This window comes from Parahoeflea alexandrii (assembly GCF_027214025.1).
GTDB lineage: Bacteria > Pseudomonadota > Alphaproteobacteria > Rhizobiales > Rhizobiaceae > Hoeflea > Hoeflea alexandrii_A.
In genome coordinates this window covers 17,163-43,001 of the sequence record NZ_JAPWHB010000008.1, presented here as the reverse complement: position 1 = coordinate 43,001, position 25,839 = coordinate 17,163, and the positions used below count along the sequence as shown (strand labels likewise).

The window sequence follows — 25,839 nt, the reverse complement described above, 5'->3', positions numbered from 1 at the left end:
ATGAAGGACAGCAATTTCCTCAAGGAAAACAACGCCCGCCACATGTGGCATCCGATGGCGCATCCTGCTGACAGCCTCGCCAATCCGCCCGAGATCATCACCGGCGGTGAAGGCGTCGAAATCACCGATGTCGATGGCAACCGCATGATCGACGCCGTCGGCGGGCTCTGGAACGTCAATCTGGGCTATTCCTGCACGCCGGTAAAGCAAGCGATCTCGCGCCAGCTTGACGCCCTGCCCTACTACTCCACGTTCCGCGGAACCAGCAACGATGCGGTGATCGAACTGAGCTTCATGCTGCGCGACTTTTTCGCCCCTGACGGCCTGAGCCGCGCCTTCTTCACCTCCGGCGGATCCGACAGCGTCGAGGTGGCGTTGCGGCTGGCGCGTCAGTACCACAAGCTGCGCGGCGAGGCAGGCCGCATCAAGTTTCTCAGTCTCAAGAAGGGATACCACGGCACCCATACGCTCGGTGCGTCGGTAAACGGCAACGCCAATTTCCGCACCCAGTACGAGCCACTGATGCCCGGCTGCTATCATATTCCCGCACCCTACACCTATCGCAACCCGTTCAACGAATCCGATCCTGCGAAGCTGGCGCAACTCTGCCTCGCGGCCCTTGAAGACGAGATCAAGTTCCAGGACCCGTCCACCATCGCCGCCTTCATCATGGAGCCCGTACTCGGCGCCGGTGGCGTAATCCCGCCGCACGAGAGCTTCATGCCAGGCGTCCGGGATCTCTGCACCAAACACGGAATCCTGCTGATCGCAGACGAGGTCATCACCGCCTTCGGCCGTACCGGAAGCTGGAGCGGCTCGCGTCATTGGGGGGTGAAACCGGATCTCATGTGCACCGCCAAGGCCATCACCAACGGCTACTTCCCCTTCGGCGCCGTTATGATCTCCGATGCGGTGGCGGAAGCGTTCGAAAGCGACAAATCCGGCAAGGCCGCAATCGGCTCGGGCTACACCTATTCCGGCCATCCTGTCGGCGCGGCCGCCGCCATCGCCTGCCTGAAGGAGACGCTGCGGCTGGAAATCAACGACAACGCCGCCGCACGCGGCACGCAGCTGTTCCAGGGGCTCGAGGCACTGAAGCAAAGGCACGAGGTGATCGGCGACGTGCGCGGCGGACATGGGCTGATGTGCGCGCTGGAACTCGTGTCGGATCGGAAGTCGAAGACACCGGTCGACAAGACGGTGATTGGCAGAATTTATCGCAAGACCATGGAAGCCGGCGTCATGGTCAGGGTATCGGGTCCCAACATCATCCTCTCCCCGCCTCTGATCCTCACGGCAAAACACGTCGAGGCGATCATCGCCGCACTTGATCACGGCTTTGCCGCACAGGCGTGACTGCCGGCGTCCGGAGTATCTGGCGCGTGCCCGGACGGCGCCGGTCAAGCCGACAGCAGCCGGTCTATCCGGAACGCCAGAAGAAACCTCGTCGGTTGACTGGACGTTTGGTTTGGATCGGCCCTGACCCAGAGCTGTGGAGACGGTGGGGGAATCCTTTAGTAGCATTCACCATGGGATGCTGCTGCAAGCGATGTAGAGAATTGCGTTCATCACCTCGCGCATGTCGCTCGTACGAGTCCGGTCGCCTGCCTCCGAAAGCGGAACCCGCGGTGACGCCGCATCCCACTCGACGTCCGTCAAGTCGGTCGGCTAGCGCTCCGATTTACGGCTATGCTCAACTCGGATGATTTCAGCCTAGGACAAGGCAACGTCCATCGAATCTTCGACAATCCGACGGCATCACATCCCACTGATATCACTCAATAACTCTCGAATCAGGCTTGTCAAATGCTGATCCCGGCTCTTGTGCGAAGAATAAGCCAGTGCGCGCCAGGCTTTTGATGGCGTGCACTGGCGTTGGCTGGCTCGTCATTGTCCTGATCGTTGGGGACCGCTCTAGCCGGTGGATTCGCAGACCCCCTCTCTTCGGACTTCGAAGCGAAGAGACTGTCTGTTTGATTTGCATGGAAACCGATCTGATACCCGAGTGAACCTCTGGTGATGGAGGCGGACATCATCCTGGAGTGCCCCGCGATTCCGGACCAGCGGAAGCCGAATTCTTCGGGGTTAGGTTCTTTGTTTTTTTTGCTGTGCTATCAGGCAGATATTTTGTTGCGGGGTCCTGATTGCACAGAGTCTGGCCGGGCCCGCGCGCAACCGAAGACGCTCGCATCGCGTTGAACGACCCGCGACGGCAACAGCCTGTCAAAATGCTCGCATCCAAATCAGCGGATAAACAGCCGTTCGCACACTGACGAACCTGCTACCTTAACCAAAATCGACACACCGCCGAGCACACAGGCTCTGGTCTTCCATCACTTTGAAGCGGGCTCAGCGCATGACAAACGGATTGGGGACATCCTTGCTGAAGGCCATCCAGACTCTCTTGGTCTCGAGATAGTCATAGATGGCGTCCTGCCCGCTCTCGCGGCCCTGGCCGGAATTCTTGAAACGGCCGAACGGCACCATGTAGCTGACCGCTCGATAGGTGTTGGTCCACACCGTGCCCGCGCGCAACCGCCTGACGGCCGTGAAGGCGTGCGCCATGTCGGTTGTCCAAACGCCTGCGGCAAGCCTATAGGGCGTGTCATTGGCAATGGAGTAGGCCTCGTCATCGTCCGTGAAGCGAATGACCGACAACAGCGGGCCGAACACTTCCTGCTGGGCGATCTGCATTTCGTTGCGGACGCCCGCGAACACGCTCGGCAGCGTCGAGGCGGATATCGAGTACGGCAGCACGCGCGCCGCGGCTGGCGAAAAGGCGGGCAATGGCTTCGCCGAAGCCGCCGCCCGCGCCGGTGACAATCGCCACCTTGCCGGCGAGCGTGTCTTCCTGCGAATATTCGATGTGTGGCAGTGTCATGTCGGGTCTTCCTCCTGGTTCAGGTCGGAAGAACATAGAGAAGCCCAGCATGTGCACGCAAAGACCGTTTAGGGCTTGCCTTTATAGAGCGGCGTTATCGGGTACGGCCTCCTGCAACGATCGCGCGCCCTTCCAGCGGCCGGTATCCACCAGACCCAGTAGCGTTTCGCGGCACAGCGCCTCGATGACGGTGACCGCATTCGGCATCGGCCGGTCCGAGGCATGCACCAGATAGACATCGCGTTGAAGCTCGGGTTTGCGGATTGGCCAGTGCTTGAGCCGACCGTCCTGCACTTCTCGCGCAATCGCATTGAAAGGCAGGACCGAATAGCCCATGCCTTCCTCCACCAGCTCCTTGATGTTGCCGTAGGAATCGACATCGATGACGGTGTTGAGCGGCAAGCGGCTCTTGCCGGCCACCCCTTCAAGCAGTTCACGCAGCCCGTGATTGACACTGGGCAGGATCAACGGCAATTCCGCAACCTGCCTATAGGCGATCGGTCCGTCGGCGGGAGGCTGGATGCCCTGCATCGCACCGACAGGGCCGAGCAGGCATAATTCTTCCGTCAGCACCGGATGGGATGCGAGCGTCCGGTCCTGCACCGGGATGTAGAGAACGGCAAGATCGATCTTGTTCTCGCGGATCCATTCGGTGATGAACCCGCTCATCGCCTCGGCAATCCTGAGCTTGATGCGGGGATAGCGTTTGCGGGCGGCAATGATCAGCGGAACGGACAGGATCTGGCTGATTGTTCCGGGCAGGCCCAGCCGCACCTCGCCGCTGGGTTCGGCTTCATGTCCGCGGATTTCCTCGGCGGCGAAAGCGAACTGCTCGATGATGACGCGGGCATTGCGCAACAGGATTTCACCGGCTTCCGTCGGCAGAACGCCATGCGGGCTGCGGAAAAGCAGTTGCGTGCCCAGATCGGCCTCCATGTTCCGGACGTGCAGGCTCAGCGCCGGCTGCGCGACGTTGAGCATCGCCGCAGCCTTTGAAAAAGAACCATTTTCAACGATCGCCACGAAATAGCGGAGTTGCCGAAGATCCAAGTGACCACCCACGTTTTTGTATAGCAAGCCGGACTGGCAAGCATTTTTATTATACCGAGAGGAGGTCCATGAATGTCAAGCCAAGGCGGTTACCCGTAGCCGCCTTGCTCTACTTCGCGCTGGAAGGAACCATAAACTCGGCCCGAAGCCGATCGGTGTCTTCGCCCAGCCCGGGCACCTTGCCGAGCTCAGGTTGATTGCCGTCAACCAGGAAACCAGGCGCCAGCATCCGCACCGGACCGCTTGGAGTCTCGATCATCGAGTATCGGTTCTGCGGATGGTTGGCGACATCTTCAAGCGTACTGATCCGCCCGTAGGCAATACGTGCCGCCTGAAGCCGGGCCGCCATTTCCTCGCGCGGCAGCGCCGCCATGAGCGGAGTTATTTCGGCATCGAGCGCCGCCCGGTTGGCCACCCGCAGGCTGTTGCTCCTGAATCGTTCGTCGGTGGCAAGATCCGGACGCCCCAGCGCCTCCCTGCACAGCATCTGCCATTCGCGTTCGTTCTGGATCGAAAACAGGATCGCCTTGCCGTCGCTGCAGTCATAGGCGCCATAGGGCGCAATCGTCGGATGCTTGAGGCCGCTGCGTTCGGGAACCTTGCCGCCATAGACATATTGCATATAGGGGACATTCATCCAGTCCGACAGCGCGTGATACAGCGAGACCGCGATATGGCGGCCCTCGCCCGTGATGGTGCGGGCATAAAGAGCCTGCATCACCGCCTGGGTTGCGGTCATGCCAGCGGCGATGTCGCAAACCGAAACACCGACCCTCGCCGAGCCGTGCTCGTTGCCGGTGATGGCCGACAGGCCGCTTTCGGCCTGCACCAGCAAGTCATAGGCCTTGAGGTCGCGCAGCGGCCCCTCATCGCCATAGCCGGAGATGGAGCAGGTAATCAGCCGCGGGTAACGCCGCCTGAGTTCATCAACCCCGAATCCCAGCCGGTCAATGACGCCCGGAGCGAGGTTCTGGATGAAGATGTCGGCTTTCGCGATGATGGCCGAGAGCACCCGTTTGTCGTCATCAAGCTTGAGATCCAGGCAAAGCGATTCCTTGCCGCGATTGAGCCAGACGAAATAGGCACTCTCGCCATGAACCAGATGATCGTACTCGCGTGCGAAGTCGCCTTCTGGCCGCTCGATCTTGATCACGCGCGCGCCCGCATCAGCCAGCTTGCCGGAAAGATAAGGCGCCGCGACAGCCTGTTCGATTGAAACGACGAGCAAGCCGTCGAGATCCTTTTTCATCGCCAATGCCCGTGCCTGAGTTGTATCTGCACAGCCGTCCTCCCGGCTGTTTCCAGGCGCGATCATTACCGATTTCGGATATCACTACAAATAACACTGTAATGGGGAGGCGATAACAAGACGCTATAGGGAGGTCTGCCGCAACTCGCCGCGCAGCATAAGGGAACACGATAGGTGAAGTATCAAAATGCTATTGGCAGGAGGCAGCCTGAACGGCCTATCGTCAAGGAATCATACCCTTCTTGAGTAGCGACAGACCGTGATACCCATGCCAGATACCCCGTCGCTGTTCCTTTTCGTGCCGGCAGATCGGCCCGAACGCTATGCCGGAGCGGCGGCATCGGGAGCGGATAGGGTGATCATCGACCTTGAGGACGCCGTGGCGCCGGACAGAAAGAGCGCGGCACGCGCAATGCTGTGCGAAGAACTGCAATCCGCGCCTGCCACTGCCACACCCGTTCTGCTCCGCATCAACGGCATCGGCACGCCATGGCACGCGGATGATCTGGTCGCGGTCTCCAGCTTGCTGCGCTCCGGTCGGCTCGCCGGCATCATGCTACCGAAAGCCGAAGCGGCCGATGATATCGAAACCATTCGCCTGACCCTCGGTCCAGGCGCGATGATCATTGCACTTGTTGAAAGCGCCGCCGGGCTTGCTCACGCCGAGGAAATCGCGTGCGCGGCCGATCGGATTGCTTTCGGCTCCATCGATTTTGCCGCCGACATCGGATGTGATCATACAAGCGACGCCCTGTTGTTTGCCCGCACGCGTCTGGTCATTGCCGCCCGTGTGGCGCAGCGGGATGTGCCTATCGATGGCGTCACGCGGTCAATCCGCGACGAGGACGAGATCGAACACGACGCCCGCTATGGGGCAAGCCTTGGCCTGAAAGCCAAATTACTGATCCACCCCGCCCAGATCGCGCCCGCGCGCCGGGGTCTCTCGCCTACCCCTGCGGACCTCGCCTGGGCGGAACGGATCCTCGCCGGCAGCGGTGACCGCGGCGCAGTCTCCGTCGACGGGCAGATGGTCGATGCACCGGTCATTGCCCGCGCCCGCCAGATTCGCAATGATCAAGACCGGCAATCGAACAGGCAGACACGATGACAGAGATTACCAAAACGCTGAGCACCTATGTCGCTAATCTCCGCTACGATGACATGCCTGCAGAGGTGCCCGAAAGAGCCAAGCACCTGATGATCGATCTGGTCGGCAGCATCGTGCGGGCCGGCCGTGAATCCGATTCCACCCCCTCGATCATGCGGATGATCGAGCGGCTCGGTCTCGGCGCGCCGGGCGAGGCCCGCGTTTTTGGACAGGACCGCCGCTACAGTCCCGCGACAGCGGCCCTGCTCAATGGCGTGCTCGGCCATTCGCTCGATTTCGATGACACCCATGCCGACAGTTCCCTGCACCCGAGTGCGCCCGTTGTCCCGGCAGCCCTTGCGGCAGCGGAAATGGCGGGTGCATCAGGACGGGATCTGCTTGTGGCAATCGTCGCCGGGTTCGAAGTCTGCTGCCGGCTTGGCAATGCGCTTGATCCGACCTCCCATTATGCGCGCGGTTTTCATCCAACCGCGACTGCCGGCACCTTCGGCGCCGCCGCTGCGGCAGGAAAACTGCTGGGCCTCGACGCCGCCGGCATTGCTTCCGCCTTCGGTGTGGCGGCCAGCCAGGCGGCCGGCTCGCTGCAGTTCCTCGTCAATGGTGGCTGGAACAAGCGTTATCAGGTTGGTGCGGCAGCCATGAACGGTCTGATCGCCGCAACTCTGGCCAGCGAGGGTTTCATTGGTGCTGCGGAAGCGATCGAAGGCAAGCATGGGTTCCTGCACGGCCACACCGACAATGCCCGCCCCGACATGGCAGTCGCCGGTCTCGGCTCCATCTTTGAGACCAGGAAGATCGGCATGAAACCCTATCCGAGTTGCCGCTACACCCACGCCGCCATCGACGGATTGATTGCTTTGCGCAAAGAACACGGCTGGTCCGCCGATGACATCATCGCCGTGACCATCGGCCTACACCGCAACGGCATCGTTCTGACCGGCGCGCCGCTCGCGGAAAAACAGCGTCCCAGAAGCGTGGTCGACGGCCAGTTCTCCATGCCGTTCACCGCGGCGGTGGCCCTGCATCAGGGCCATTTCGGCTGGGACGATTACGCTCTCATCGGCGATGCTGGCATCGAAGCCATCACGGCGCGGATCGATGTGCGCCAGGATGAACGCCTTGAAGGCCTGCGTCATCCGTTCGGCGCCCATATTGCAGTCCGCGCCGTTGATGGCACGTACTCGCTGATGATCCCCGACCCGTCAGGCGAGCCGGACAGCTTTCCACCGCTCGATCGGGTGGAGGAGAAGTTCATGACACTCGCCCGCCCGGTTCTGGGCAACGAGGCTTCCGCCCTTTACGCGCGGCTTGCCGCAGTTGAGGGCATCCAGGACATGCGCGGGCTTCTGGATCAGTGATCCGCCTGACCTATACATTCAATGTATGGACGCTCTCATCTTATGCTATTTGATGTTATGGCATGCTAGCCCTAGTTTCCCACGAAATTCAATTGAGGAAAGATGATGTCCGGGTCTGCTGAGGATTATGCTGAAATTCGCGAAGAAGTCGCCAAGCTGTGCGCGACCTTTCCCGGTGAGTACTGGCAGAAGCTTGAGCGCGAAAACACTTATCCGGCGGAATTTGTCGCCGCGCTGACCGAAGCCGGATATCTGGCCGCCCTGATCCCCGAGGAATATGGCGGATCAGGCCTGCCGCTCTCCGCGGCAGCGGCGATCCTTGAGGAAATTCAGTGTGCCGGCTGTAATGGCGGTGCCTGCCATGCGCAGATGTACATCATGGGCACAATCCTCAGGCACGGCAGCGAAGCCCAGAAGCAGAAATACCTGCCGGAAATCGCCGCCGGGCGTCTGCGTCTGCAGGCCTTCGGCGTCACCGAACCCGGTAGCGGCACCGACACCACCTCGATCAAGACCTTCGCCATCCGCGACGGCGATCACTACGTAATCAACGGCCAGAAAATCTGGACCTCTCGCGCCGAGCACTCCGATCTCATGCTGCTTCTGGCGCGCACGACTTCGAAGGATGAGGTTGCCAAGCGAACAGACGGGCTCTCGGTTTTCATCGTTGACATGCAGGAAGCCAGAAAAGCTGGCATGACCATTCGCCCGATCCGGACCATGATGAACCACTCCACCACCGAAGTGTTCTTCGACAATGTCCGCATTCCCGCCGAAAACCTCATTGGCGAAGAGGGCAAGGGGTTCCGCTACATCCTTTCGGGCATGAATGCAGAGCGCATCCTGATTGCAGCCGAGTGCGTTGGCGACGCCAAGTGGTTCATCAAGAAGTCGAGCGCCTATGCCAGGGAACGGGTGGTCTTCGGCCGGCCGATCGGCCAAAATCAGGGTGTCCAGTTCCCGATCGCCCGCGCTTATGCCCAAATGAAGGCAGCCGACCTACTGGTCCGCGACGCGTGCCGGCGCTATGAGGAGGGCGAGAACTGCGGGGAGGAAGCCAACATCGCCAAACTCATGGCCGCCGACGCCTCCTGGGCCGCTGCCGAAGCCTGCGTACAGACCCATGGCGGCTTTGCCTTCGCCGAGGAATACGATGTCGAGCGCAAGTTCCGCGAGACACGGCTCTATCAGGTCGCGCCGATATCGACCAATCTGATCTTGAGCTACATTGCCGAGCACGTGCTTGGCATGCCGCGGTCCTATTGACCCAATTCGCCAGGGAGCCCGGCTGTGCCAATATTCGACATTGACCACTTGCGCACCTGGATCGGCCGCGCCCAGGAAAAAAGCGACAGCATTCAGCCGCGGCTCGTCGAGAGCTTCAACGCGATCTTCAATGCCAGCTCAGGGCTGGCACTGGGCGATCCGGCGCCGCTCGGCATCCATTGGTGTCTTGCGCCCGATATCGCTCCAATGAGCGGGCTCGGCCCGGACGGTCACCCTGCGCGCGGCGGCTTCCTTCCACCTGTAGCGTTGCCGCGGCGCATGTGGGCCGGTGGCCAGGTGGATTATTCCGGCGGCTTGCGGGTTGGCGACATCATCACCCGCCGCTCGCGCATCGAAGACGTGACCGAGAAACTCGGCCGCAGCGGACCCCTCGTGTTCGTCACCGTAAGGCACGACTATCTCACGCCGCACGGCACCGCATTGAGTGAGCGCCAGGATATCGTCTACCGCGATCAGGAAATCAAAGCTGCCGCTCGGCCGGGAATGCAGCCTCCGACAAGCGTCGCAGCCGACCATTCTCAATCAATCGACGCAACAGCGACCCTGCTGTTCCGATACTCGGCGCTGACGTTCAACGGACACCGAATTCATTACGATCTGCCCTACGCGATCAACGAGGAAGATTACCCGGGACTTGTCTTTCACGGACCGCTGCAAGCCACGTTCCTGCTTCGGCTTGCAGCGGAAATCTCTGATGCGCCCCTGCAGAGCTTTGGCTATCGGTCGGTGGCGCCGCTCTTTGCCGGCGGCCAGGTATCGATCCATGCGACAGGCGGGGCGGGTGGCATCAACTTGTGGGTCGCCGATCAACACGGTGCACCGACGATGAAGGCTACGGTGGCGTCGGTTTAGCAGATTGTTGCATTTTCGATCTGGAAAATGATCGCAGGCGTTCGGAAACAATCCGAGAGCGCGCAAAAGCAACCGCCATTGTTCGAAATCAAACAGAGCAGGCGCCGGATACAAGTTACCTGCAACGGGACGAAAAGGAGGAAACCCAACAGGAGAGCTATTACAAGAAGATGCTGTTTGCAGTTTTTGATGCAGAAACCGCGCCATTCGAAGCGCTGGCGCCCTGAAGGATCTGCACAGGGACGGCGACATCACGCTGTATGCATCAGCGGTTGTCGCCAAGGACAAGGCTGGGAAGATCGGCATCCTCGACGGACCGGCTGGACTGCAGCAGGCGCCACGCTTGGCAGCCCTGCTGACGGAATTGGACAACACCGGTTGATGCCCGCTTGCATGAGCCTAGTGGAATCATCTTCCTGCTCGGACGCTTCAGCGGCTACGGCTTCGGCCATGGCGGGGTCGGTGCGATCGGCGTACTGGAGATCATACTTCTCATTCCGGTTCTCACCGGTCGCCTCTGACGTGATTGGCGCAGACACCCGTTCGGGCCGAGGGCAGAATTTCGCTTGAAGCACCAGACTGCCTTGTTTCCGGCATATAGTCTGACCTCTGAAAGGTCGGACCATGCCGGAATACCACGTCTCCGCCGGCCGTATCGACAGCCATGGATCGGAAGCCACGGCGAAGAATGCGAGGATTGTCCTGGATACCGACATGGCGGGTCGGATCGATGCCTTCATCCTGGCAGTGATGCTGTTGGTCAGCCTCGCAGCCTGCATTCTGAACGGCGCCGAACTGGTGATGCCGATGCTCACCTTTGATCTGCCCGGCATCAAGGTCAGCCTGCACGGGGTGCGGCAGGACAGACCTCCAAAGATGCTCCGCATCGACTATCAGATCGTGGTGGACACAGACGAAAGCGACGCGCGGCTCGATCCATTGCACCGCGATCTCCAAAGATAGGGCACCATCTTCAACACATTGGCTGGCGCGACGGACCTCGCCGGAAGACTGTGCCTTCCGCAAACGCGCCTGCCAGAAGGGTATTAAGAGCGATCCCTCCATGAACAAGTCGTCCGCATGCCGGACACATGCGCATATACGGTTTCAGGTGAATTGCGCCGGCTGCTAACGTCAGGAGCCCAGCCATCAGTGCAACCACAAGGAAAACACCCTGGTGCCATCTGCTTTCCTGACCTGTGCGGTTCTCGGCAATTTCTCGACACGTGCACAAAATGAGAATCTGCCGATCACGCCTGCGCAGATTGCAGCCGATTGTCTGGCTGCCGCAGATGCGGGGGCGTCGATTGTCCATGTCCATGTGCGCGACCCGGAGACCGAGCAGCCATCGATGGACACAGCGCTTTATGCCGAGGTGGTGGATCGGATACGAGACAAGAACAGCGAGCTGATCATAAATCTGACCACAGGCAATGGCGGACGCTACGACCCTTCCCGGGACAATCCGGCGGTCGCAGGGCCGAAGACAAACCTGCTTCTCCCCGACGCGCGGGTGCAGCATGTTCTCGAGATCAAACCTGATATTGCGACGCTTGATCTTAATACGATGGTTTTTGGCGAGGAGGTCGTCATCAACACCTTGCCCTCCATCCGTCGCATGGCCGAACTGATCCAGGGCGCGGGTGTGCGGCCTGAAATTGAGCTGTTCGATAGCGGGGACATTTCCATCCTGAACACACTGATGGACGAGAACTGCTTTGAAAAGCCGCCGCTCTGCTCCATCGTGATGGGTGTCAAATACGGCTTTATGCCGTCGCCCGAAACCGTTCTCTATGCCCGCAACATGTTGCCTAAAAGTGCTATCTGGACAGCCTTTGGCACCGGCGCCTTGGCTTTTCCGATGGTGGCGCAATCGGTGCTGGCAGGCGGTAACGTGCGGATCGGAATGGAAGATGCAGTCTGGCTTTCCAAGGGCGTCAAGGCGCCTTCGAACGCCGCCATGGTCGAAAAAGCCTGCCGTATCCTGAATGAGCTCGGCGTCGATCTGTTGGGGCCGAAACGGGTGCGCGAGCAACTTGGCCTGTGAATTTCAAGGATAAAACATGCTCACTTTCTTTCATTCACCCGGCAGTTGCTCGAATGGGATCCTGTTGCTGTTGCACGAGACAGGCGCGGACTTCGACACCCGGATTGTCGACGTCGTGCGCGGGGATCAGCGGTCTCATGCCTATCTGGCGCAAAATCCCAAGGGCAAGGTGCCGGCGCTGAAAATTGACGACGAAACCATCCTGACAGAGTTTCAAGCCATCGCTTACTGGCTGGCCAATGCCTATCCGGATGCAGGCTTGTGGCCCGATGGCCTTTTGGCCCGGTCGCGAACGCTTGAAGCGCTCGATTTCATCGTTGGGTCTGTGCACATGCGCGGCTTCACCTTCGTCAAGGTTCCGCAGAAATTTCTCAGTGACGCCGCCGGCAAGTCAGCATTGCAGGCACACGGCCGCACCGAAGTTGGGAAGGGGTTGTCGATCCTGTCAGAGATGATGGGAGAGCGCGACTATCTGCTGGGTGATTTCGGCCTTGCCGATGCTGCGTTGTTCTATGTGCTGGATTGGGCGAAGCAGGAAGGGTTTACGTTACCGGAGAATCTCTCCGCATGTCATCAGCGGTTACGGCAGCGGCCATCCTTCAGAAAATCCAAAACTCTATGGATGCGGTGACCACCATGGATCGGAGCCGGTCGTGAAATCCAGGAACATCCTGTTCATTATGTTCGACCAGCTTCGCTGGGATTATCTTAGCTGTTACGGACACCCTCATCTGAAAACGCCACACATCGACAGGCTGGCCGGAATGGGGGTCCGGTTCACCCGTGCCTATGTCCAGGCTCCGCTTTGCGGTCCATCGCGGATGTCGACCTATACCGGTCGTTATGTTCACAGCCACGGCGCCAGCTGGAACGGCACGCCGCTCAAGGTGGGCGAGTTGACCATGGGTGATCATTTGCGGGACGCGGGCATGGCGTGCTGGTTGGTGGGCAAGACCCACATGCATGCCGACGCAGAAGGCATGCGGCGGCTTGGCCTGGAACCCGACAGCATCATTGGCGCGCGGGTCGCCGAATGCGGGTTTGACGTGTTCGAGCGCGATGATGGAATGAGGGCGGTGGGTCCTGATGGGCGTTTGGTTGAGCCCGGTGGTGAGGCCTATGACACCTATCTCAGTGAACATGGCTATGAGGGTAACAATCCCTGGCACGACCACGCGAATTCCGGCGTGGATGGCGATGGCAATGTGCTTTCAGGCTGGTTCATGCGGAATGCGCAGGAAGCGGCCAACATCGAGGAGCCTGACAGCGAGACCCCCTACCTGACCCGCCGCGGCATGGAGTTTATTGACGGGTCCGGAGACGACCAGTGGCTTTGCCATCTGAGCTACATCAAGCCGCACTGGCCCTACATCGCCCCAGCTCCCTACAATGACATGTTCGGGCCCGAGCATGTGGTACCGCCGGTGCGCAGCCAGGCGGAATTCGACAACGCCCATCCCGTGCTCAAGGCGTTCATGACCTCGCCGATCGGGCAGGCCTTCAGCCGGGACGAGGTGCGCAATGCGGTTATCCCGGCCTATATGGGGCTGATCAAGCAATGCGACGATCAGCTGGGCGCGCTGCTGGAGTGGCTGGAAAAATCCGGACGCATGCAGGAGACGATGATTGTCCTGACCTCCGATCATGGCGATTTTCTCGGCGATCACTGGATGGGGGAAAAGACCTTTTTCCATGACGCTTCGGTCAAGGTTCCCTTGATCATCTTTGATCCCTCGGAGGACGCGGACGGCACGCGCGGCACGGTCTGCGATGAACTGGTTGAAGCCATTGACTTAGCGCCGACATTTGTCGAGGTGGCGGGCGGCAAGGTGCCCGGTCATATACTGGAAGGCCGTTCGCTGTTGCCGCTTCTTCATGGCCGGGATGGCTGGGACCGCGACGCGGTAATCTCGGAATATGACTTCGCTGCGACTCCGATTTCCCAGCGGTTGAACTTGGCGGTGCGCGAGTCCGTGTTGTTCATGGTTGCCGACAAGCGATGGAAGCTGATCCATTGCGAAGGCGGTTTTCGCCCGATCCTGTTTGATCTTGAGACGGACCCGGGTGAATTGACCGACCTGGGCGACAGCAGTGCCCATGAAGCGGTCATAGCCGCGATGTATGACAAACTGTTCCGCTGGTCGCGACGTACATCGCAGCGCACCACCCGTAGCGATGAACAGCTGGTTGCATTGCGCAAGACCCTTCGCCGGCGCGGCGTTGTGCTGGGTGTTTACGATGAAAACGACGTCCCCCTCGATCTGACAATCCACTACCGCGATCGCAAGGCGAAAATTCGCAAGCAATACGACCAGTAGCATCCGTCCATCCCCATCAAAGGTCGAAATCGGCTTGGCCAGGCCGGTGAGCATGTGCGCCAGCCTGCCAGCATGTCCACCACGTGAACGCCCCCAGGCTTCAAATAGACAGCCGCGTCTTTGTGAGGCTGTAACGGTGACAGTTGGAAATGGCGTTCGCAGTTTGGGAAGGGCATAAGCAATGGTTTCATATCCCGCAGAAATCCCGGTCGTGATTGTCGGAGGCGGTCCGGCAGGTTTGACAACAGCCAATCTGTTGGCTGCCTACGGTGTCGAATGCATCGTTCTTGAACGGGAAGGCGAACCACTGAACCTGCCGCGCGCCATCGTTCTTGATGATGAGGGATTGAGAACATTTCAGGTCTTCGGGATCGACAAGACCTATGTCGAAAAGGCCGCCATCAGTGACGGATCGCGGTATTATGACGATACTGGGAACTGTTTTGCCCAGACAGGGGCCGGGCTCACGACCTACGGATTCCGCAAGCGGTATTTTATCAATCAGCCAGAGCTGGAGACCGAGTTACGCGATCGCCTGGAGCAACAATCCCCCGGTGCCTTGCGGTTCTCTTCTGACGTTCTGGATATCAGGCAGGAGCGCGATCATGCCGTTGTGTTGATCCGCGACGCCTCCGGCGCAACGCATGAGATCAGGACAGACTGGGTGCTGGCCTGCGACGGTGGGCGCAGCCCCATTCGCGAACGGCTTGGTATTGCCATGTCCGGCAGCACCTACAAGCAGGACTGGATCGTCCTCGATATGCTCAACGATCCCGACAGTTCCAACTTCTCCAAGTTCATGTGCAGCTCGACGCGCCCGGCCGTCAGCGTGCCGGCTCCGCGCGGAGGGCGGCGCTATGAGTTCATGGTGCTGGACGGAGAAACCCGGGAGCAGGTGTTGGATGACGCGTTTCTGGCCGAGCTTGTCAAGCCCTACCGAGGGCTCGACGTCCGCGATGTGGTTCGCAAGACCGTTTACACCTTTCACGCCCGGATGGCCGAGAGCTTTCGCGACGGCCGCATTTTGCTGTTGGGTGATGCGGCACATCTGACGCCGCCCTTTGCGGGGCAAGGGATGAACGCCGGATTCCGCGACACGCATAATGTTGGCTGGAAAATTGCCAGTGTGCTGAATGGCGGCGCCAGCCCGGCAATTCTCGACAGTTATGAAGAAGAGCGGCGCAAGCCCGCATGGCACATGATCCAGTTGGCGGTGACCATGGGCAATTTCATCATGCCCGCTGGCGCCGAGCAGATCATGTTCCGGGATCTGCTGGTCAAAGCGCTGGAACCGTTTCCAAATGTTCGAGACTATTTGATCCAGATGCGTTTCAAGCCCAAGCCGCGTTATGGTGCCGGTCTGTTTCTGGATATCGAAACCCCTGTCTTCGAGGCTTCGCTGGTTGGGGAGATGATCCCACAGCCTGCGGTCATCGCAGGCGAGAAGGAAATCTTGCTGGACGAAATACTTGGCGTGGGCTTTGCGCTGATCGGGCAGAGCGATAGTGCAAAAGCCGCGTTGTCGAAGCTCGGCAGGACATCACTCATGGGCCTGCCGCTCACGGTAATCGATCTCAATACAATGGGTCGCGATACACCGACGGCATTGCATTCCTCAGATACCGATATCGCCCGACCGTTGCTAACCCATCGGGATCAGATCCTTCTGATCCGGCCTGACAGGTATTGCGCGGCGGCGATGTTTCCCGATGAACTGGAAAGCACGATTGCACGCTACGAAAGCCTGCTGTCAGGCGCGGGTTTCACTCGAAAGGTCGCCTGAATCGGATACAGATCCGTTGGCGCGGCGTCCGGCATGCGGACAATTCTTTGTACGAGATTGAAATGCCACGTCTGGCAATCAAACCTCTGCCGTAGAAAAAATACCAGCCAAAGCGCTGGTCGAGCCAAAGCGCTCGTTGGGAGGGTATTGAATGCACAAGATCGTTCGCGATGCGAAAGCCATGGCCCGTGCATTTGCGCTGGTCGGGTTCACTGGCCTGCTGCTGCTGGCGCTGATGACGACGCTGGACGTGCTTTTGCGGTGGCTCTTTCAAACCCCGATCCAGGGTGTCAACGATGTGAGCTCGGTTGTCATGGCCGTGGTCATTGCAGTTTGCGTACCCGCCAATCTGGCGATGAAGCAGAATATCAAGGTCGAAGTTTTCGGGGCAATCGCGGGCAAGCGACTCAACGCCCTGCTTGAGCTGTTCGCCAGCCTGCTGACGCTCGTTTTCATCGTTGCCATCGCCTGGCAATTCGTGCCCTACGCCCGTGGTCTTTACGAAAACGGCGACAAAACCTGGGTTCTTGGTTGGCCAATCTGGCCATGGTGGAGCTTGGCCGCCGTCATGATGTGGTTTGCGGTCCTGATCCAGATTGTCGTTCTCATAGGCGACTTCTGCAATGTCGTTCTGGGCGGGAATTCCGAAGCGCCCGCGCACACCCTCGATCAGCTTCTGTGAAATCAAGTAAATCCCAGCCGAAAATTGAAGGAGAATGCCTCTAATGGATCCCCTCCTGCTCGCCCTGCTCGGGTTCTGCGTGATGATGCTGCTGATCGCGCTGCACGTGCCGATCGGCATTGCCATGGCGCTTGTCGGCGTCACGGGATTTGCTCAAATCACCGGCTGGGGCCCTGCCTTGTCGCTTATGGCAAGCGAACCCGCTTCGGCCATGGGCAATCTCGATCTCGCAGTCATCCCGCTCTTCATGCTGATGGGTAGCCTCGCCGCCGCCGGAGGGCTAGCGTCCGACGTCTACGATATGGCCAACGCACTGTTCGGGCACAGGAGAGGCGGTCTGGCGACGACAACGGTTGTGGCAAGCGCGGGATTTGGCGCCATTTGCGGATCAGGCGTCGCAACGACGGCCACTTTCGGGCGGGTCGCAATGCCCGAAATGCTGTCCCGGGGCTATCAGCCTGGCCTCGCGGCGGGTTCGATCGCGGCCGGCGGAACGCTGGGTATCATCGTTCCACCCTCAAGCATGATGATCCTGTATGCCGTCCTTACCGAACAGTCGGTGCTTGACCTCTTCACCGCCGCCATCATTCCCGCGGCATTAGCCGTCATTTTTTATGCGGTCGCGGTTCAATATGCGGTGGCACGAAATCCCGAAGCTGCCCCGATAGCCGAAAAAATGCCCCTGAACGAAAGGATGGTGGCGCTGGGTCATGGCTGGAGCGTGATTGTTCTGGCGGTGGTAGTGCTAGGCGGCATCTATTCGGGTGTCTTTACCGTCAACGAGGCCGCCGCGGTTGGCGTTGTCGTTGCCTTTCTGTTCGGAATCGTGCGTCGAAAGATCAATCGGAAAACCTTTCTGAGGGTTATGGCTGAGGCAAGCGCTGCGACAGCCATGATCTACATCATGGTGTTCGGGGCGACGATATTCTCCTACTTCGTTTCAGTCACGGGCGGCGCCCAGTATCTGGTCGATACCATCGCCGCATTGTCGGTCGAACCGCTCCTCATCATCTTCGGACTGTTGTTGCTCTACATCTTTCTGGGCGCTTTCTTTGATGAGGTCGCCGCCATGGTGATCACCTTGCCCTTCGTCATTCCGGTGATTCAGGGATTGGGCTATGATCTTGTCTGGTGGGGTATCGTCAATGTCGTGGTAATTGGAATAGGCATGATCACGCCGCCGATCGGCATCAATGTCATGCTGCTGAACTCCATGCACACGTCCATCCGCCTGACCACGATCTATCGCGGCATCGTCCCGTTCTTGTGCGCCGACCTGGTCCGCCTGACCTTGCTGGTACTTTTCCCGTCATTGACCTTGTGGTTGCCGAGCGTTCTCGGCTGACGTGGAGTGTCCGATAGGTGGACGGTTCACGGTTAGCGAAAGCTTGCCTTTAGTGATTGATCTAATTCTTCAACGAACAAAAACCAAACTGGGAGGATCACATGAATATCAGGATACTGGCGCTTGCGGGCGCAATTGCCGTCGGTTTGAGCTGTTCGGCGGCGGCAGAGACTTTGCGGTTCTCGAGTTTCGAGCCGCCCGTCGCACACGTTACCAAGAATATCCTTACTCCGTGGGCCGCAGACGTGGCGGCGGCGTCAAACGGCGAACTGGAAATCCAGATGTTTCCCGGTGGCACGCTTGGCCGCAGCCCGGCCCAACAGCTCAAGCTGGTAGAAGACGGCGTGGCCGACATTGCCTGGGTGATCCCCGGATATACGCCGGGTCGGTTCGATCAGGGCACAGTCAGCGAATTGCCTTTCATGATTCCAAACTCAGCCGCCGGGTCGGCAGCAATGTGGAGCATGTATGAGCAAGGACTTTTCACCGGCGATTACGACAAGTTCAAACTCATCGGGATCATGGTATCCGCTCCCAATGGGCTGGCGACAATCGCGGAAATCAAGGCGCCTGGAGATCTCAAAGGCTTGAATCTGCGGGCGCCCGGCCCGACCATGCTGTCCGCCATTGACGCCCTGGGCGCGGTACCCGTCGGCGGCATCACCGGGCCGACCATGGCCGAGAGCATGAGCCGCGGTTTGATTGATGGGACCTTCACCCAATGGGGTGCGATCGAGACATTCCGCATGGGCGAGGTGGTGAAGCACTATATTGACCTGCCGCTGGGTGCGACACCGATGCTGATCATCATGAACAAGGCCAAGTATGATGGCCTATCGGATGCGGCCAAGGCTGCGCTCGACACATTTTCCGGCGCGGCATTTTCCGAACGTTTTGGCAAATCTTTTGATGCCAATGTCGCGGAAGCACGCAAACGAAATCTTGCGGCGCACAGCATCAAGGAACTCGTTCCTGATGAAGCGCTGGCCAAAGAGTGGCGTGACGCCTTGGCCGTTTCGACGACGGATTGGATCGCCCAGAATGAAAATGGACAGGCCATCCATGATGCTATGACCAAGGCCATCGCTGACGCCTCCAACTGAACATTCCATGCGTACGGCGCTGCCTTTGATCGGGCAGCGCCGTATTGCGTCCGGGTTGCCAGCAGTTTCCGCGATTGTCCCATCTTATCAGGGAAGGTTGTTTCGTGAACACTTCAGAAGCGGCAGACATCCTAGAGATCAGCCAGCTGATCCAGAGCTGGGGATTCTTTCGGGACCAGGGCCGATGGGCGGAACTGGCCCGGACATTCGTTCCCGGCGGAACAATCTCGGTCACCTGGTTTACCGGGGTCATCGACGATTTCGTCGCCGCTTCCCAAAAGCAGTACAAAGCTGTTTCGCCACGGACCAAACATCTTATCGGCGTTCCGGTTGCCAAGGTTCTCGGCGTTCGCGCGATCGCGGAAACCAACATCCAGATACTTGGCCGGTTTGAAGCTTCAGATGTGACGGTGGATGTGACCAGCTACGCTCGCTTTGCCGATCGCCTGATCCGGACGAAGGACGGATGGCGCATCGCGCGCCGTGACGCGGTGTATGAAAAGGACCGGATGGATCCGGTTGCGCCGGGAACCGCGTTCGACCGGTTCATGGCCGAAACCGATTTTTCCGCCATTCCGGAGCCCTATCGCTATCTTGGCTACAGGCTGATCACATCCGGGCGGACGCTTCATTCAGGCATTATCTGCGACGGGTCGGCCGAAGCAGACAGATTGCTGGCGGATGCTGATCTGTGGTTGGCAGAAGGATAATCGGAGAGCTTCACCTTCAGGTGTTGTCGGGCACCTTGAATTGTTCATCCAGCCTGCTCGAAATTGTCCGGGCGCATGCAAGCAGCTTGTCGGCGTAGAGTTCCACGGCCTTGGCGAAGGGCAATGCACTGCCTATCCAGACCATGGTCAGGCAAGCCAGGATCCGGCTCTCGTGATAGATCGGTGCGGATAGACTCATCGTCGCTGCGCGGTATCCTTTTTGGCGGTAGCCCAGGCCAAGCTTGCAGGTTTCTTCCAAAATGTAGTCGAGTGGACCATCGCTGAGATAGATCGGCTTTTCCAGGCTGAATTCTGCCTGGAGACCGGCTATCGTGTGGGCGCGCTCTTCCTCGGGTGAGAACGCCAGGTATGCCCGCCCACCGGCAGTATCGAGCACAGGCAGTTTGAGCCCGACCATCCCATGATCCACCGAATAGGGGCTGATGTTGTGGGTCGATTCCCGAACCTCCATCCGGTAATCCTTGAAGGTGACCAGATCCAGCGGCCACAGGATCTCGCGTCCCAACCGCACCATTTCGGGAACCGCCTGCTGACACACCCAGTCCTCGTCTCGAAACCCGGAGCTGAGTGATTTGGTGTTCAGCGTTGGCCGCCACTTGTCCGACGAATGGTCGCGCACGAGAAAATTCATGCCCTCGAGCGTTTCCAGCAGACGATAGACCGTTGGTCGCGGAATACCGGTTTCCTTGGCGATGTCGCCCGCCTTGAGGCCGTTCTTCTGATTGACGCATTGCAGCACTTCCAGGCCCCGTTCCAGGGACCGCACCGACCCAAACCCAGACATGACGCCCTCTTCCAATTCGTCCGACTGGCGGACATCTTCCGAAGTTTTGATCAATGGCGCAAGCCACCAGATTTTCTGACACCCGTGCAGCCGAAAGCCGGGAAGCGGAGAAATGCCCTATCACCCGCTGACGGCATGACGCGAAGCCGTCCCAACCGTGTCCGCTTGATGGACAACGCCTATCGCGCAGAGGCGACATGCCTGCCGGTCGGCTAGCGTCGGAAGGCAACCATGGGTAGGGAGATCGAAACATGACGCTCAGTTCACTCGGCTACATCGGCATCCGGTCTTCGAGAACGGACGAGTGGAGCACCTTCGCGACCAAGCTCCTGGGGATGCAGCAAATAGACCGGGGCGCCGGATCCCGCGCGTTTCGCATGGACGACAGGAAGCAGCGCCTGCTGGTCACCGATGATGGCACGGAGGGGCTGGACTTCATGGGATGGGAAGTCAGCTCCCCGGAGGCGCTCGACGCATTGGCCGGTCGCCTCGAAAACGCCGGCGTCGCCGTCAGGCTCGAAGCGGCCGGATTGGCGAATCAACGCCTGGTCAGCCAACTGATCTCGTTCAAGGATCCTGACGGCAATCATCTGGAAGTGTTCTGCAAACCGGAAATTGCCAGCGATCCGTTCGTTCCCGGCAGGCCGATATCGGGGTTCAAGACCGGCTCACTGGGCATGGGGCACGCCGTGCTGCATGTCGAGAATATTGACGCTCTGCTGCCCTTCTACCGCGACCTGCTGGGGTTCAAGGTCAGCGATTACGGCATGACGCCCTACAAGCTTTATTTCTTCCATATCAACGGACGGCATCACAGCTTTGCGATGGTCGGGTCCGGGCGCAGGGGCATGCACCATTTCATGGTCGAGTTGCAGTCCTTGGACGACGTCGGCCAGGGTTATGATCTGGCCCAGCAGGAGAAGGATCGTCTGGCCTATACGCTGGGGCGCCACTCCAATGACCACATGATGAGCTTTTATGCGAACTCACCTTCAGGATTTTTTATCGAGTATGGTTGGGGCGCACGCGAAGTCGATCCCGACACATGGGAGCCGCATGAGACCTTTGACGGACCCAGCTACTGGGGGCATGAGCGTGTGCATCTGCCCGAGGACTCGCCGGTTCGGATCAAAATGCGCGAGATGCGTCTGGATGCGGCGGCACGAGGAATGCGCGCGCCTGATCCGGTTCCAAACTGCGCATGGCTCGACAGTCTTGCTGACAAGAAATGATTTCTGATCCCGAGCCAGGCTTTGGAAAGCAAACCAGAAAGCCTCAAGATAGAGAAATGAACATGGGCATGCCAATGCAGCAAACAGCAATGATCATCACGGCTGCCGGCGGCCCCGAAGTATTGCAGGTCGCACACATGCCATTGCCGCGTCCAGGCCAGCACCAGGTGTTGATCAAGGTCACTGCTGCTGGTGTGAACCGCCATGATTGCAATCAGCGGGCAGCTGGGGTCCATCATGACGGCAACCCGATCCCCGGACTGGAGGCTTCGGGTGTTGTGGTGCAGCTGGGGGACGACGTCACCGATGTTGCCGTTGGCGATCAGGTCATGGCCCTGCTTCAGGGCGGCGGGTATGCACAATTCGCGCTGGCGGACACTGCCCTTGTGATGAAGATCCCTCAGAGCCTCAACATGGACGAGGCGGCTTGCATTCCCGAGGCGCTGTTTACGGCCTGGTGGAATTTCTTTGGCCTGATGCACCTCAAGCGGGGAGAGTTCGCCCTGATCCATGGTGGAACCAGTGGCGTCGGCCACCTTGCTCTGCAGGCCTTGTCGGCTCTCGGTTACCGGGTGCTGGCGACCGCCGGTAGCGACGAGAAGGTCAAGGCCGCAACGGGTTTTGGGGCCTATGCCGCCTTCAGCTACAAGGACGCGGACCTGGCGGCCAAGGTCAGGGATGCGACCGGCGGGGCGGGTATCAGCGCCCTGCTGGATATGTCGGCCGGCGCCCATATCGCTGCCGATCTCGAGATGATGGCGCCGGACGGCCGCATTGCCCATCTCTCCGCCGGAGGTGGCGGGATGCTCCAAGTGCCGTTGAAGCCACTGATGGCGAAACGGATTTCGATCACCGGCTCGCTGCTCAGGCCCTTGGCCTTGAGCTGCAAGGCCGAAATCGCGGAACTGATCAGACGCGACGTCCTGCCGTTGTTTGACGGCAGGATGCGGCCGACAATTGCCTCGCGATTTCCGCTTGAAGATGCGGCAGCAGCGCATCGCGAGATGGAAAAGGGCAGCCATATCGGCAAGATCCTCCTGCATGTCTCAACCAGCTAGCACGCCGGTGCTTGCCGGTGTTCACAGGGCGGACATTTGCAAGGCTTAGCGCGCGACCCGAACGGTGCCGGTGTATCGACGGCACTCACATATAATGAACCGGAGCCAAGACATGCGCATCTCATCCTACATCACCGCTGATGGAACGACATCCTATGGCGTCGCCACGGACGACAAATTGCACGATGTTGGTCCGGATCTGCGCGCCAAACACACCAGCTTGCGCGCCGTGCTGGCAGCCGATGCATTGCATGAAGTGAAGCTTGCGTCGGAAGCCGGGCCTGTGCTGAACCTGACGGATGTAACGCTGCTGCCGCCGGTGCAAAACCCCGACAAGATCATCTGCATCGGCCTCAACTACATGACGCATATCAAGGAGACCGGGCGCGACAAGCCTGAAAAGCCGGCAATCTTCACCCGCTACCCATCCTCGCTTGTCGGCCACCGGGTTCCGATGATCCGCCCCAATGCATCCGACTGGTTTGACTTTGAAGGGGAACTTGCCGTCATTATCGGCAAGCCCGGTCGCAATATTTCGGAAGACAGAGCGATGGATCATGTTGCCGGCTACAGCTGTTTCAACGATGGCTCGATCCGCGATTACCAACGCCACACCTCGCAATTCTGGGCCGGCAAGAACTTCGACCGGAGCGGATCCATGGGGCCATGGCTGGTGACGGCAGACGAACTGACCGATCCAGCGGCGCAATTCTTGGTCACCCGATTGAACGGAGAGGTGGTGCAGTCGACACCGATTGCAGATCTTGCTTTCAATATCGGCGAACTCATCGCCTACCTCTCGATCATGACCGAACTTCTGCCAGGCGACATCATCGCCACGGGCACGCCAAGCGGCGTTGGATTGTTCCGAGAACCGAAACTGTTCATGAAGCAGGGCGACAGGATCGAAGTCGAGATTTCCGGGATCGGCACCCTGTCCAACAGCATCGAGGATGAAGGCTGATCGTCACGATTGAGGTTGTCTTTTGGATTCGGTGCATCATCAAGAACACCATTGTGCTGAGAGTGCGAATAGATGCCGGCAGGGCCAAGGCTGTCCAAGGTCTTGGGTGACAGCCGTTTCCGCCCGGCCGTCGCCGATGTTGTGGGAAAGTGACCCACGCGAAAGCGGTTGAAGTTGGGATCTATTCAACAGGACGGCCCAACATCGTTCCGGTTTTTGGGATCGGAGCACAATCAGGCCGGAGATGCCCCTCCTATTCCGTTTCACAGCAAAAGTCCCCTGTCGGAGGATCAGGGTTTTGCATTTATATCAGGAAGATATTCGGTTGCGGGGCCCTGATTGCGGCGACACTTGCGAGAAAATGGGATCTTACCGGTGGGAGCATGGCAACCGCTGGATCAGCATGGTCTGGCGGGCCGCACATGCCAGGAATACAATTTGGTGTTCTCAGTTTCTTTCGTCCCGGCCACCGCCAGAACTGAACCGCTGAAAACCTTCGCTGCTGCGAAGAAGGTGTCACTCACCTGGCCAGCCTCGTCGCGCAGGGTGAAGACACCTCGTCATAGCGCCGGTCCATTTCGCGGACGGGTATACGCTGGATCGTATCTGTTCGACCGGTGCCCTCGCACCACATGAAGCCGACCCCAATGCCGTTTGCGACCGTTTCATAAACTCCATCATGAGTGTCGAGCGTCAGCAGCGGGACCGGGCAAAGTCCGGCGGCATTGAAAGCTCTGTCGACGATGCGTTGGGTCGAGGATCCCCTCGTTCTGAAGATCAGGGGTGCGGTGATCAATTGTTCGCAGCTCAAGCAACCCTCGGCCGCCAAGACGCTGTCGCGGTTGGCGATGGCCACGACCTGCTGACAGAGCAGGAGCTCACGCCGGAAGCGCCCGTCGTCCGGCACGTTCGGGAGCACACCGACATCCACGCGGCGTGTGATAACCGCCGCGGTGATCTCTTCGAAGGAACCGGTCTCCACCGTGATCGATACGGTCGGATGAAGCGCACCGTTGCGGCGCTGGAACAGTCGCACGCAGAACTGTTCCTCGATCCCCTATATATGCTGCGAGACCGCCGGTTGGGATATGCCGAGCAGTCGCGCGGCCGCCGCAAAGCAACCGGCTGCAGCGACGGCGTTTGCGGCGCGGATGCGGGTGGGCGAAATGGTCAAGGGGTTCTCCAGAAACCAGCGGAACAGATTCATCGTCAACCCGATCCAACAATTGCCGGGACTGAACACCTAACCCTTACTTTCCAGCGCCTTGATCTGCAGGTCGAAGCCGTGGGCGATGTGGTCCACGATAGCTTCCATTGCAACAATCGGGTTCCCTGTCTCAATTGCATCAACCAGTTTCAGGTGATCGCCGAGGGACTGTGCCAGATCAATCTTGGCGATGGCGGCAAACAGGTTGTACGAAACCCCGCGATTCCAGATGTTGTCGAACATTTCGAGCAGATAACGGTTGTCCGACAACTCGACGATCTTGCGGTGAATATTGCGATTGGCCGTGAAATACGCATCGATCGAGGGAGAGGATATGTTTTCCTCCTTCTCGATCAGCTTTCGCAATTCCTGAATTTTTTTCGCATCCGGATTGGTTGCAAGGACACGCATGGCCTGCCCCTCAATCGCGGCGCGGGCCTGATAGAGCTCATGCACCTCGTCGCGCGACATGCGGTATACCCTGAACCCGCCGCGCTGAGCGACAACCAGAATGCCTTCCTGTTCCAGCCTCAGCAATGCTTCACGCACCGGTGTACGGCTGATTTGCATTTCCTCGGCCAACTTTTCCTGGACGAGCCTCTCGTCGTCTGAAATGGCGCCGCTGCGGATAGCCTCGAGCAGTTGGTTGTAAACAATGTCGGCCAGACGCGGACGATCCTGCTTAATGCTTTTCAATGCCATAAGGCATTCCCTTGCTGCCTGAATTCTGAAGTCCCGATGCACCGCGTATACAGGATGCAAAAAACAATGTGGAGTGCAAATTCGTCGCATATGGGCTC

General features: G+C 59.3%; 26 protein-coding genes and 1 pseudogene. 18 read left to right on the top strand and 9 right to left on the bottom strand.

Annotated elements, in window-relative coordinates:
• Complete coding sequence (locus tag O4H62_RS22915; protein WP_269391196.1) at positions 1-1,356, top strand: aspartate aminotransferase family protein; 1,356 nt, start codon at positions 1-3, stop codon at positions 1,354-1,356.
• Positions 1,357-1,524: 168 nt separating this feature from the next.
• On the opposite strand, the gene O4H62_RS26560 is transcribed toward O4H62_RS22915, so the two are convergent.
• The 5 genes and pseudogenes from O4H62_RS26560 to O4H62_RS22895 form a co-directional block, all read right to left on the bottom strand.
• Entirely contained in the window at positions 1,525-1,659 is a 135-nt protein-coding gene (locus O4H62_RS26560) for a transposase (protein WP_430538506.1), read from the bottom strand.
• A gap of 690 nt (positions 1,660-2,349) precedes the next feature.
• A pseudogene (locus O4H62_RS22910) lies at positions 2,350-2,724 on the bottom strand (aldehyde dehydrogenase family protein); the annotation flags it as partial.
• Positions 2,630-2,881, bottom strand: a complete 252-nt coding sequence (locus O4H62_RS22905) for an SDR family NAD(P)-dependent oxidoreductase (RefSeq protein ID WP_430538505.1) — start codon at positions 2,879-2,881, stop codon at positions 2,630-2,632. The pseudogene O4H62_RS22910 and the gene O4H62_RS22905, both read right to left, overlap by 95 nt.
• A gap of 81 nt (positions 2,882-2,962) precedes the next feature.
• Complete coding sequence (locus tag O4H62_RS22900) at positions 2,963-3,931, bottom strand: LysR substrate-binding domain-containing protein (protein WP_269391195.1); 969 nt, start codon at positions 3,929-3,931, stop codon at positions 2,963-2,965.
• Between the two features lie 109 nt (positions 3,932-4,040).
• On the bottom strand, positions 4,041-5,180 hold the full coding sequence (locus O4H62_RS22895; RefSeq protein WP_269391194.1) for a CaiB/BaiF CoA transferase family protein: 1,140 nt from the start codon (positions 5,178-5,180) through the stop codon (positions 4,041-4,043).
• Positions 5,181-5,448: 268 nt separating this feature from the next.
• Between O4H62_RS22895 and O4H62_RS22890 the strand changes: the two genes are divergently transcribed.
• The 14 genes from O4H62_RS22890 (at position 5,449) to O4H62_RS22825 (ending at position 19,773) form a co-directional block, all read left to right on the top strand.
• Positions 5,449-6,288, top strand: coding sequence for an HpcH/HpaI aldolase/citrate lyase family protein (locus tag O4H62_RS22890; protein WP_269391193.1), 840 nt, complete (start codon positions 5,449-5,451; stop codon positions 6,286-6,288).
• Positions 6,285-7,646, top strand: coding sequence for an MmgE/PrpD family protein (locus O4H62_RS22885; protein ID WP_269391192.1), 1,362 nt, complete (start codon positions 6,285-6,287; stop codon positions 7,644-7,646). Before O4H62_RS22890 ends, O4H62_RS22885 begins: the two co-directional genes overlap by 4 nt.
• 105 nt (positions 7,647-7,751) lie before the next feature.
• A complete protein-coding gene (locus O4H62_RS22880) occupies positions 7,752-8,912 on the top strand; it encodes an acyl-CoA dehydrogenase family protein (protein WP_269391191.1) in 1,161 nt (386 codons plus the stop codon).
• Positions 8,913-8,936: 24 nt separating this feature from the next.
• A complete protein-coding gene (locus tag O4H62_RS22875) occupies positions 8,937-9,785 on the top strand; it encodes an FAS1-like dehydratase domain-containing protein (RefSeq protein WP_269391190.1) in 849 nt (282 codons plus the stop codon).
• A gap of 389 nt (positions 9,786-10,174) precedes the next feature.
• Positions 10,175-10,306 carry a DUF3309 domain-containing protein gene (locus O4H62_RS22870; protein WP_269391189.1) on the top strand — a complete coding sequence of 44 codons (132 nt, stop codon included), beginning with the start codon at positions 10,175-10,177 and terminating at the stop codon, positions 10,304-10,306.
• A 103-nt stretch (positions 10,307-10,409) separates the two neighbouring features.
• Positions 10,410-10,748 (top strand): OsmC family protein, encoded by a 339-nt coding sequence (locus tag O4H62_RS22865; RefSeq protein ID WP_269391188.1) that lies wholly within the window; start codon positions 10,410-10,412, stop codon positions 10,746-10,748.
• A 214-nt stretch (positions 10,749-10,962) separates the two neighbouring features.
• Positions 10,963-11,832, top strand: coding sequence for a 3-keto-5-aminohexanoate cleavage protein (locus O4H62_RS22860; RefSeq protein WP_269391187.1), 870 nt, complete (start codon positions 10,963-10,965; stop codon positions 11,830-11,832).
• Positions 11,833-11,848: 16 nt separating this feature from the next.
• Positions 11,849-12,463 carry a glutathione S-transferase family protein gene (locus O4H62_RS22855; RefSeq protein WP_269391186.1) on the top strand — a complete coding sequence of 205 codons (615 nt, stop codon included), beginning with the start codon at positions 11,849-11,851 and terminating at the stop codon, positions 12,461-12,463.
• A 22-nt stretch (positions 12,464-12,485) separates the two neighbouring features.
• Positions 12,486-14,150, top strand: a complete 1,665-nt coding sequence (locus O4H62_RS22850; RefSeq protein ID WP_269391355.1) for a sulfatase-like hydrolase/transferase — start codon at positions 12,486-12,488, stop codon at positions 14,148-14,150.
• Positions 14,151-14,331: 181 nt separating this feature from the next.
• Positions 14,332-15,933 carry a bifunctional 3-(3-hydroxy-phenyl)propionate/3-hydroxycinnamic acid hydroxylase gene (locus O4H62_RS22845; protein ID WP_269391185.1) on the top strand — a complete coding sequence of 534 codons (1,602 nt, stop codon included), beginning with the start codon at positions 14,332-14,334 and terminating at the stop codon, positions 15,931-15,933.
• Between the two features lie 151 nt (positions 15,934-16,084).
• Positions 16,085-16,615 (top strand): TRAP transporter small permease, encoded by a 531-nt coding sequence (locus O4H62_RS22840; RefSeq protein ID WP_269391184.1) that lies wholly within the window; start codon positions 16,085-16,087, stop codon positions 16,613-16,615.
• Positions 16,616-16,658: 43 nt separating this feature from the next.
• Complete coding sequence (locus O4H62_RS22835) at positions 16,659-17,960, top strand: TRAP transporter large permease (protein WP_269391183.1); 1,302 nt, start codon at positions 16,659-16,661, stop codon at positions 17,958-17,960.
• A 101-nt stretch (positions 17,961-18,061) separates the two neighbouring features.
• The gene (locus tag O4H62_RS22830; RefSeq protein WP_269391182.1) at positions 18,062-19,063 is read left to right on the top strand and encodes a TRAP transporter substrate-binding protein; all 1,002 of its coding nucleotides are present in this window, start codon (positions 18,062-18,064) and stop codon (positions 19,061-19,063) included.
• 104 nt (positions 19,064-19,167) lie between these two features.
• Positions 19,168-19,773, top strand: a complete 606-nt coding sequence (locus O4H62_RS22825) for a nuclear transport factor 2 family protein (RefSeq protein ID WP_269391181.1) — start codon at positions 19,168-19,170, stop codon at positions 19,771-19,773.
• A gap of 16 nt (positions 19,774-19,789) precedes the next feature.
• On the opposite strand, the gene O4H62_RS22820 is transcribed toward O4H62_RS22825, so the two are convergent.
• A complete protein-coding gene (locus tag O4H62_RS22820) occupies positions 19,790-20,578 on the bottom strand; it encodes a helix-turn-helix domain-containing protein (RefSeq protein ID WP_269391180.1) in 789 nt (262 codons plus the stop codon).
• A 251-nt stretch (positions 20,579-20,829) separates the two neighbouring features.
• On the opposite strand from O4H62_RS22820, the gene O4H62_RS22815 reads away from it, so the two are divergent.
• The 3 genes from O4H62_RS22815 (at position 20,830) to O4H62_RS22805 (ending at position 23,832) form a co-directional block, all read left to right on the top strand.
• Positions 20,830-21,810, top strand: coding sequence for a VOC family protein (locus O4H62_RS22815; RefSeq protein WP_269391179.1), 981 nt, complete (start codon positions 20,830-20,832; stop codon positions 21,808-21,810).
• Positions 21,811-21,884: 74 nt separating this feature from the next.
• Positions 21,885-22,868: an NAD(P)H-quinone oxidoreductase gene (locus O4H62_RS22810; RefSeq protein ID WP_269391178.1), complete on the top strand. Its 984-nt coding sequence runs from the start codon at positions 21,885-21,887 to the stop codon at positions 22,866-22,868.
• A 112-nt stretch (positions 22,869-22,980) separates the two neighbouring features.
• A complete protein-coding gene (locus O4H62_RS22805) occupies positions 22,981-23,832 on the top strand; it encodes a fumarylacetoacetate hydrolase family protein (protein WP_269391177.1) in 852 nt (283 codons plus the stop codon).
• A gap of 520 nt (positions 23,833-24,352) precedes the next feature.
• Here O4H62_RS22805 and O4H62_RS22800 read toward each other — a convergent pair.
• From O4H62_RS22800 to O4H62_RS22790, 3 genes are read right to left on the bottom strand one after another with little or no spacing between them, the layout of a single operon-like run.
• On the bottom strand, positions 24,353-24,868 hold the full coding sequence (locus O4H62_RS22800; RefSeq protein ID WP_269391176.1) for a LysR family transcriptional regulator substrate-binding protein: 516 nt from the start codon (positions 24,866-24,868) through the stop codon (positions 24,353-24,355).
• 21 nt (positions 24,869-24,889) lie between these two features.
• Positions 24,890-25,039 carry a LysR family transcriptional regulator gene (locus tag O4H62_RS22795; protein WP_269391175.1) on the bottom strand — a complete coding sequence of 50 codons (150 nt, stop codon included), beginning with the start codon at positions 25,037-25,039 and terminating at the stop codon, positions 24,890-24,892.
• 36 nt (positions 25,040-25,075) lie between these two features.
• Entirely contained in the window at positions 25,076-25,741 is a 666-nt protein-coding gene (locus O4H62_RS22790) for a GntR family transcriptional regulator (RefSeq protein ID WP_269391174.1), read from the bottom strand.
• Positions 25,742-25,839 lie beyond the last annotated feature (98 nt).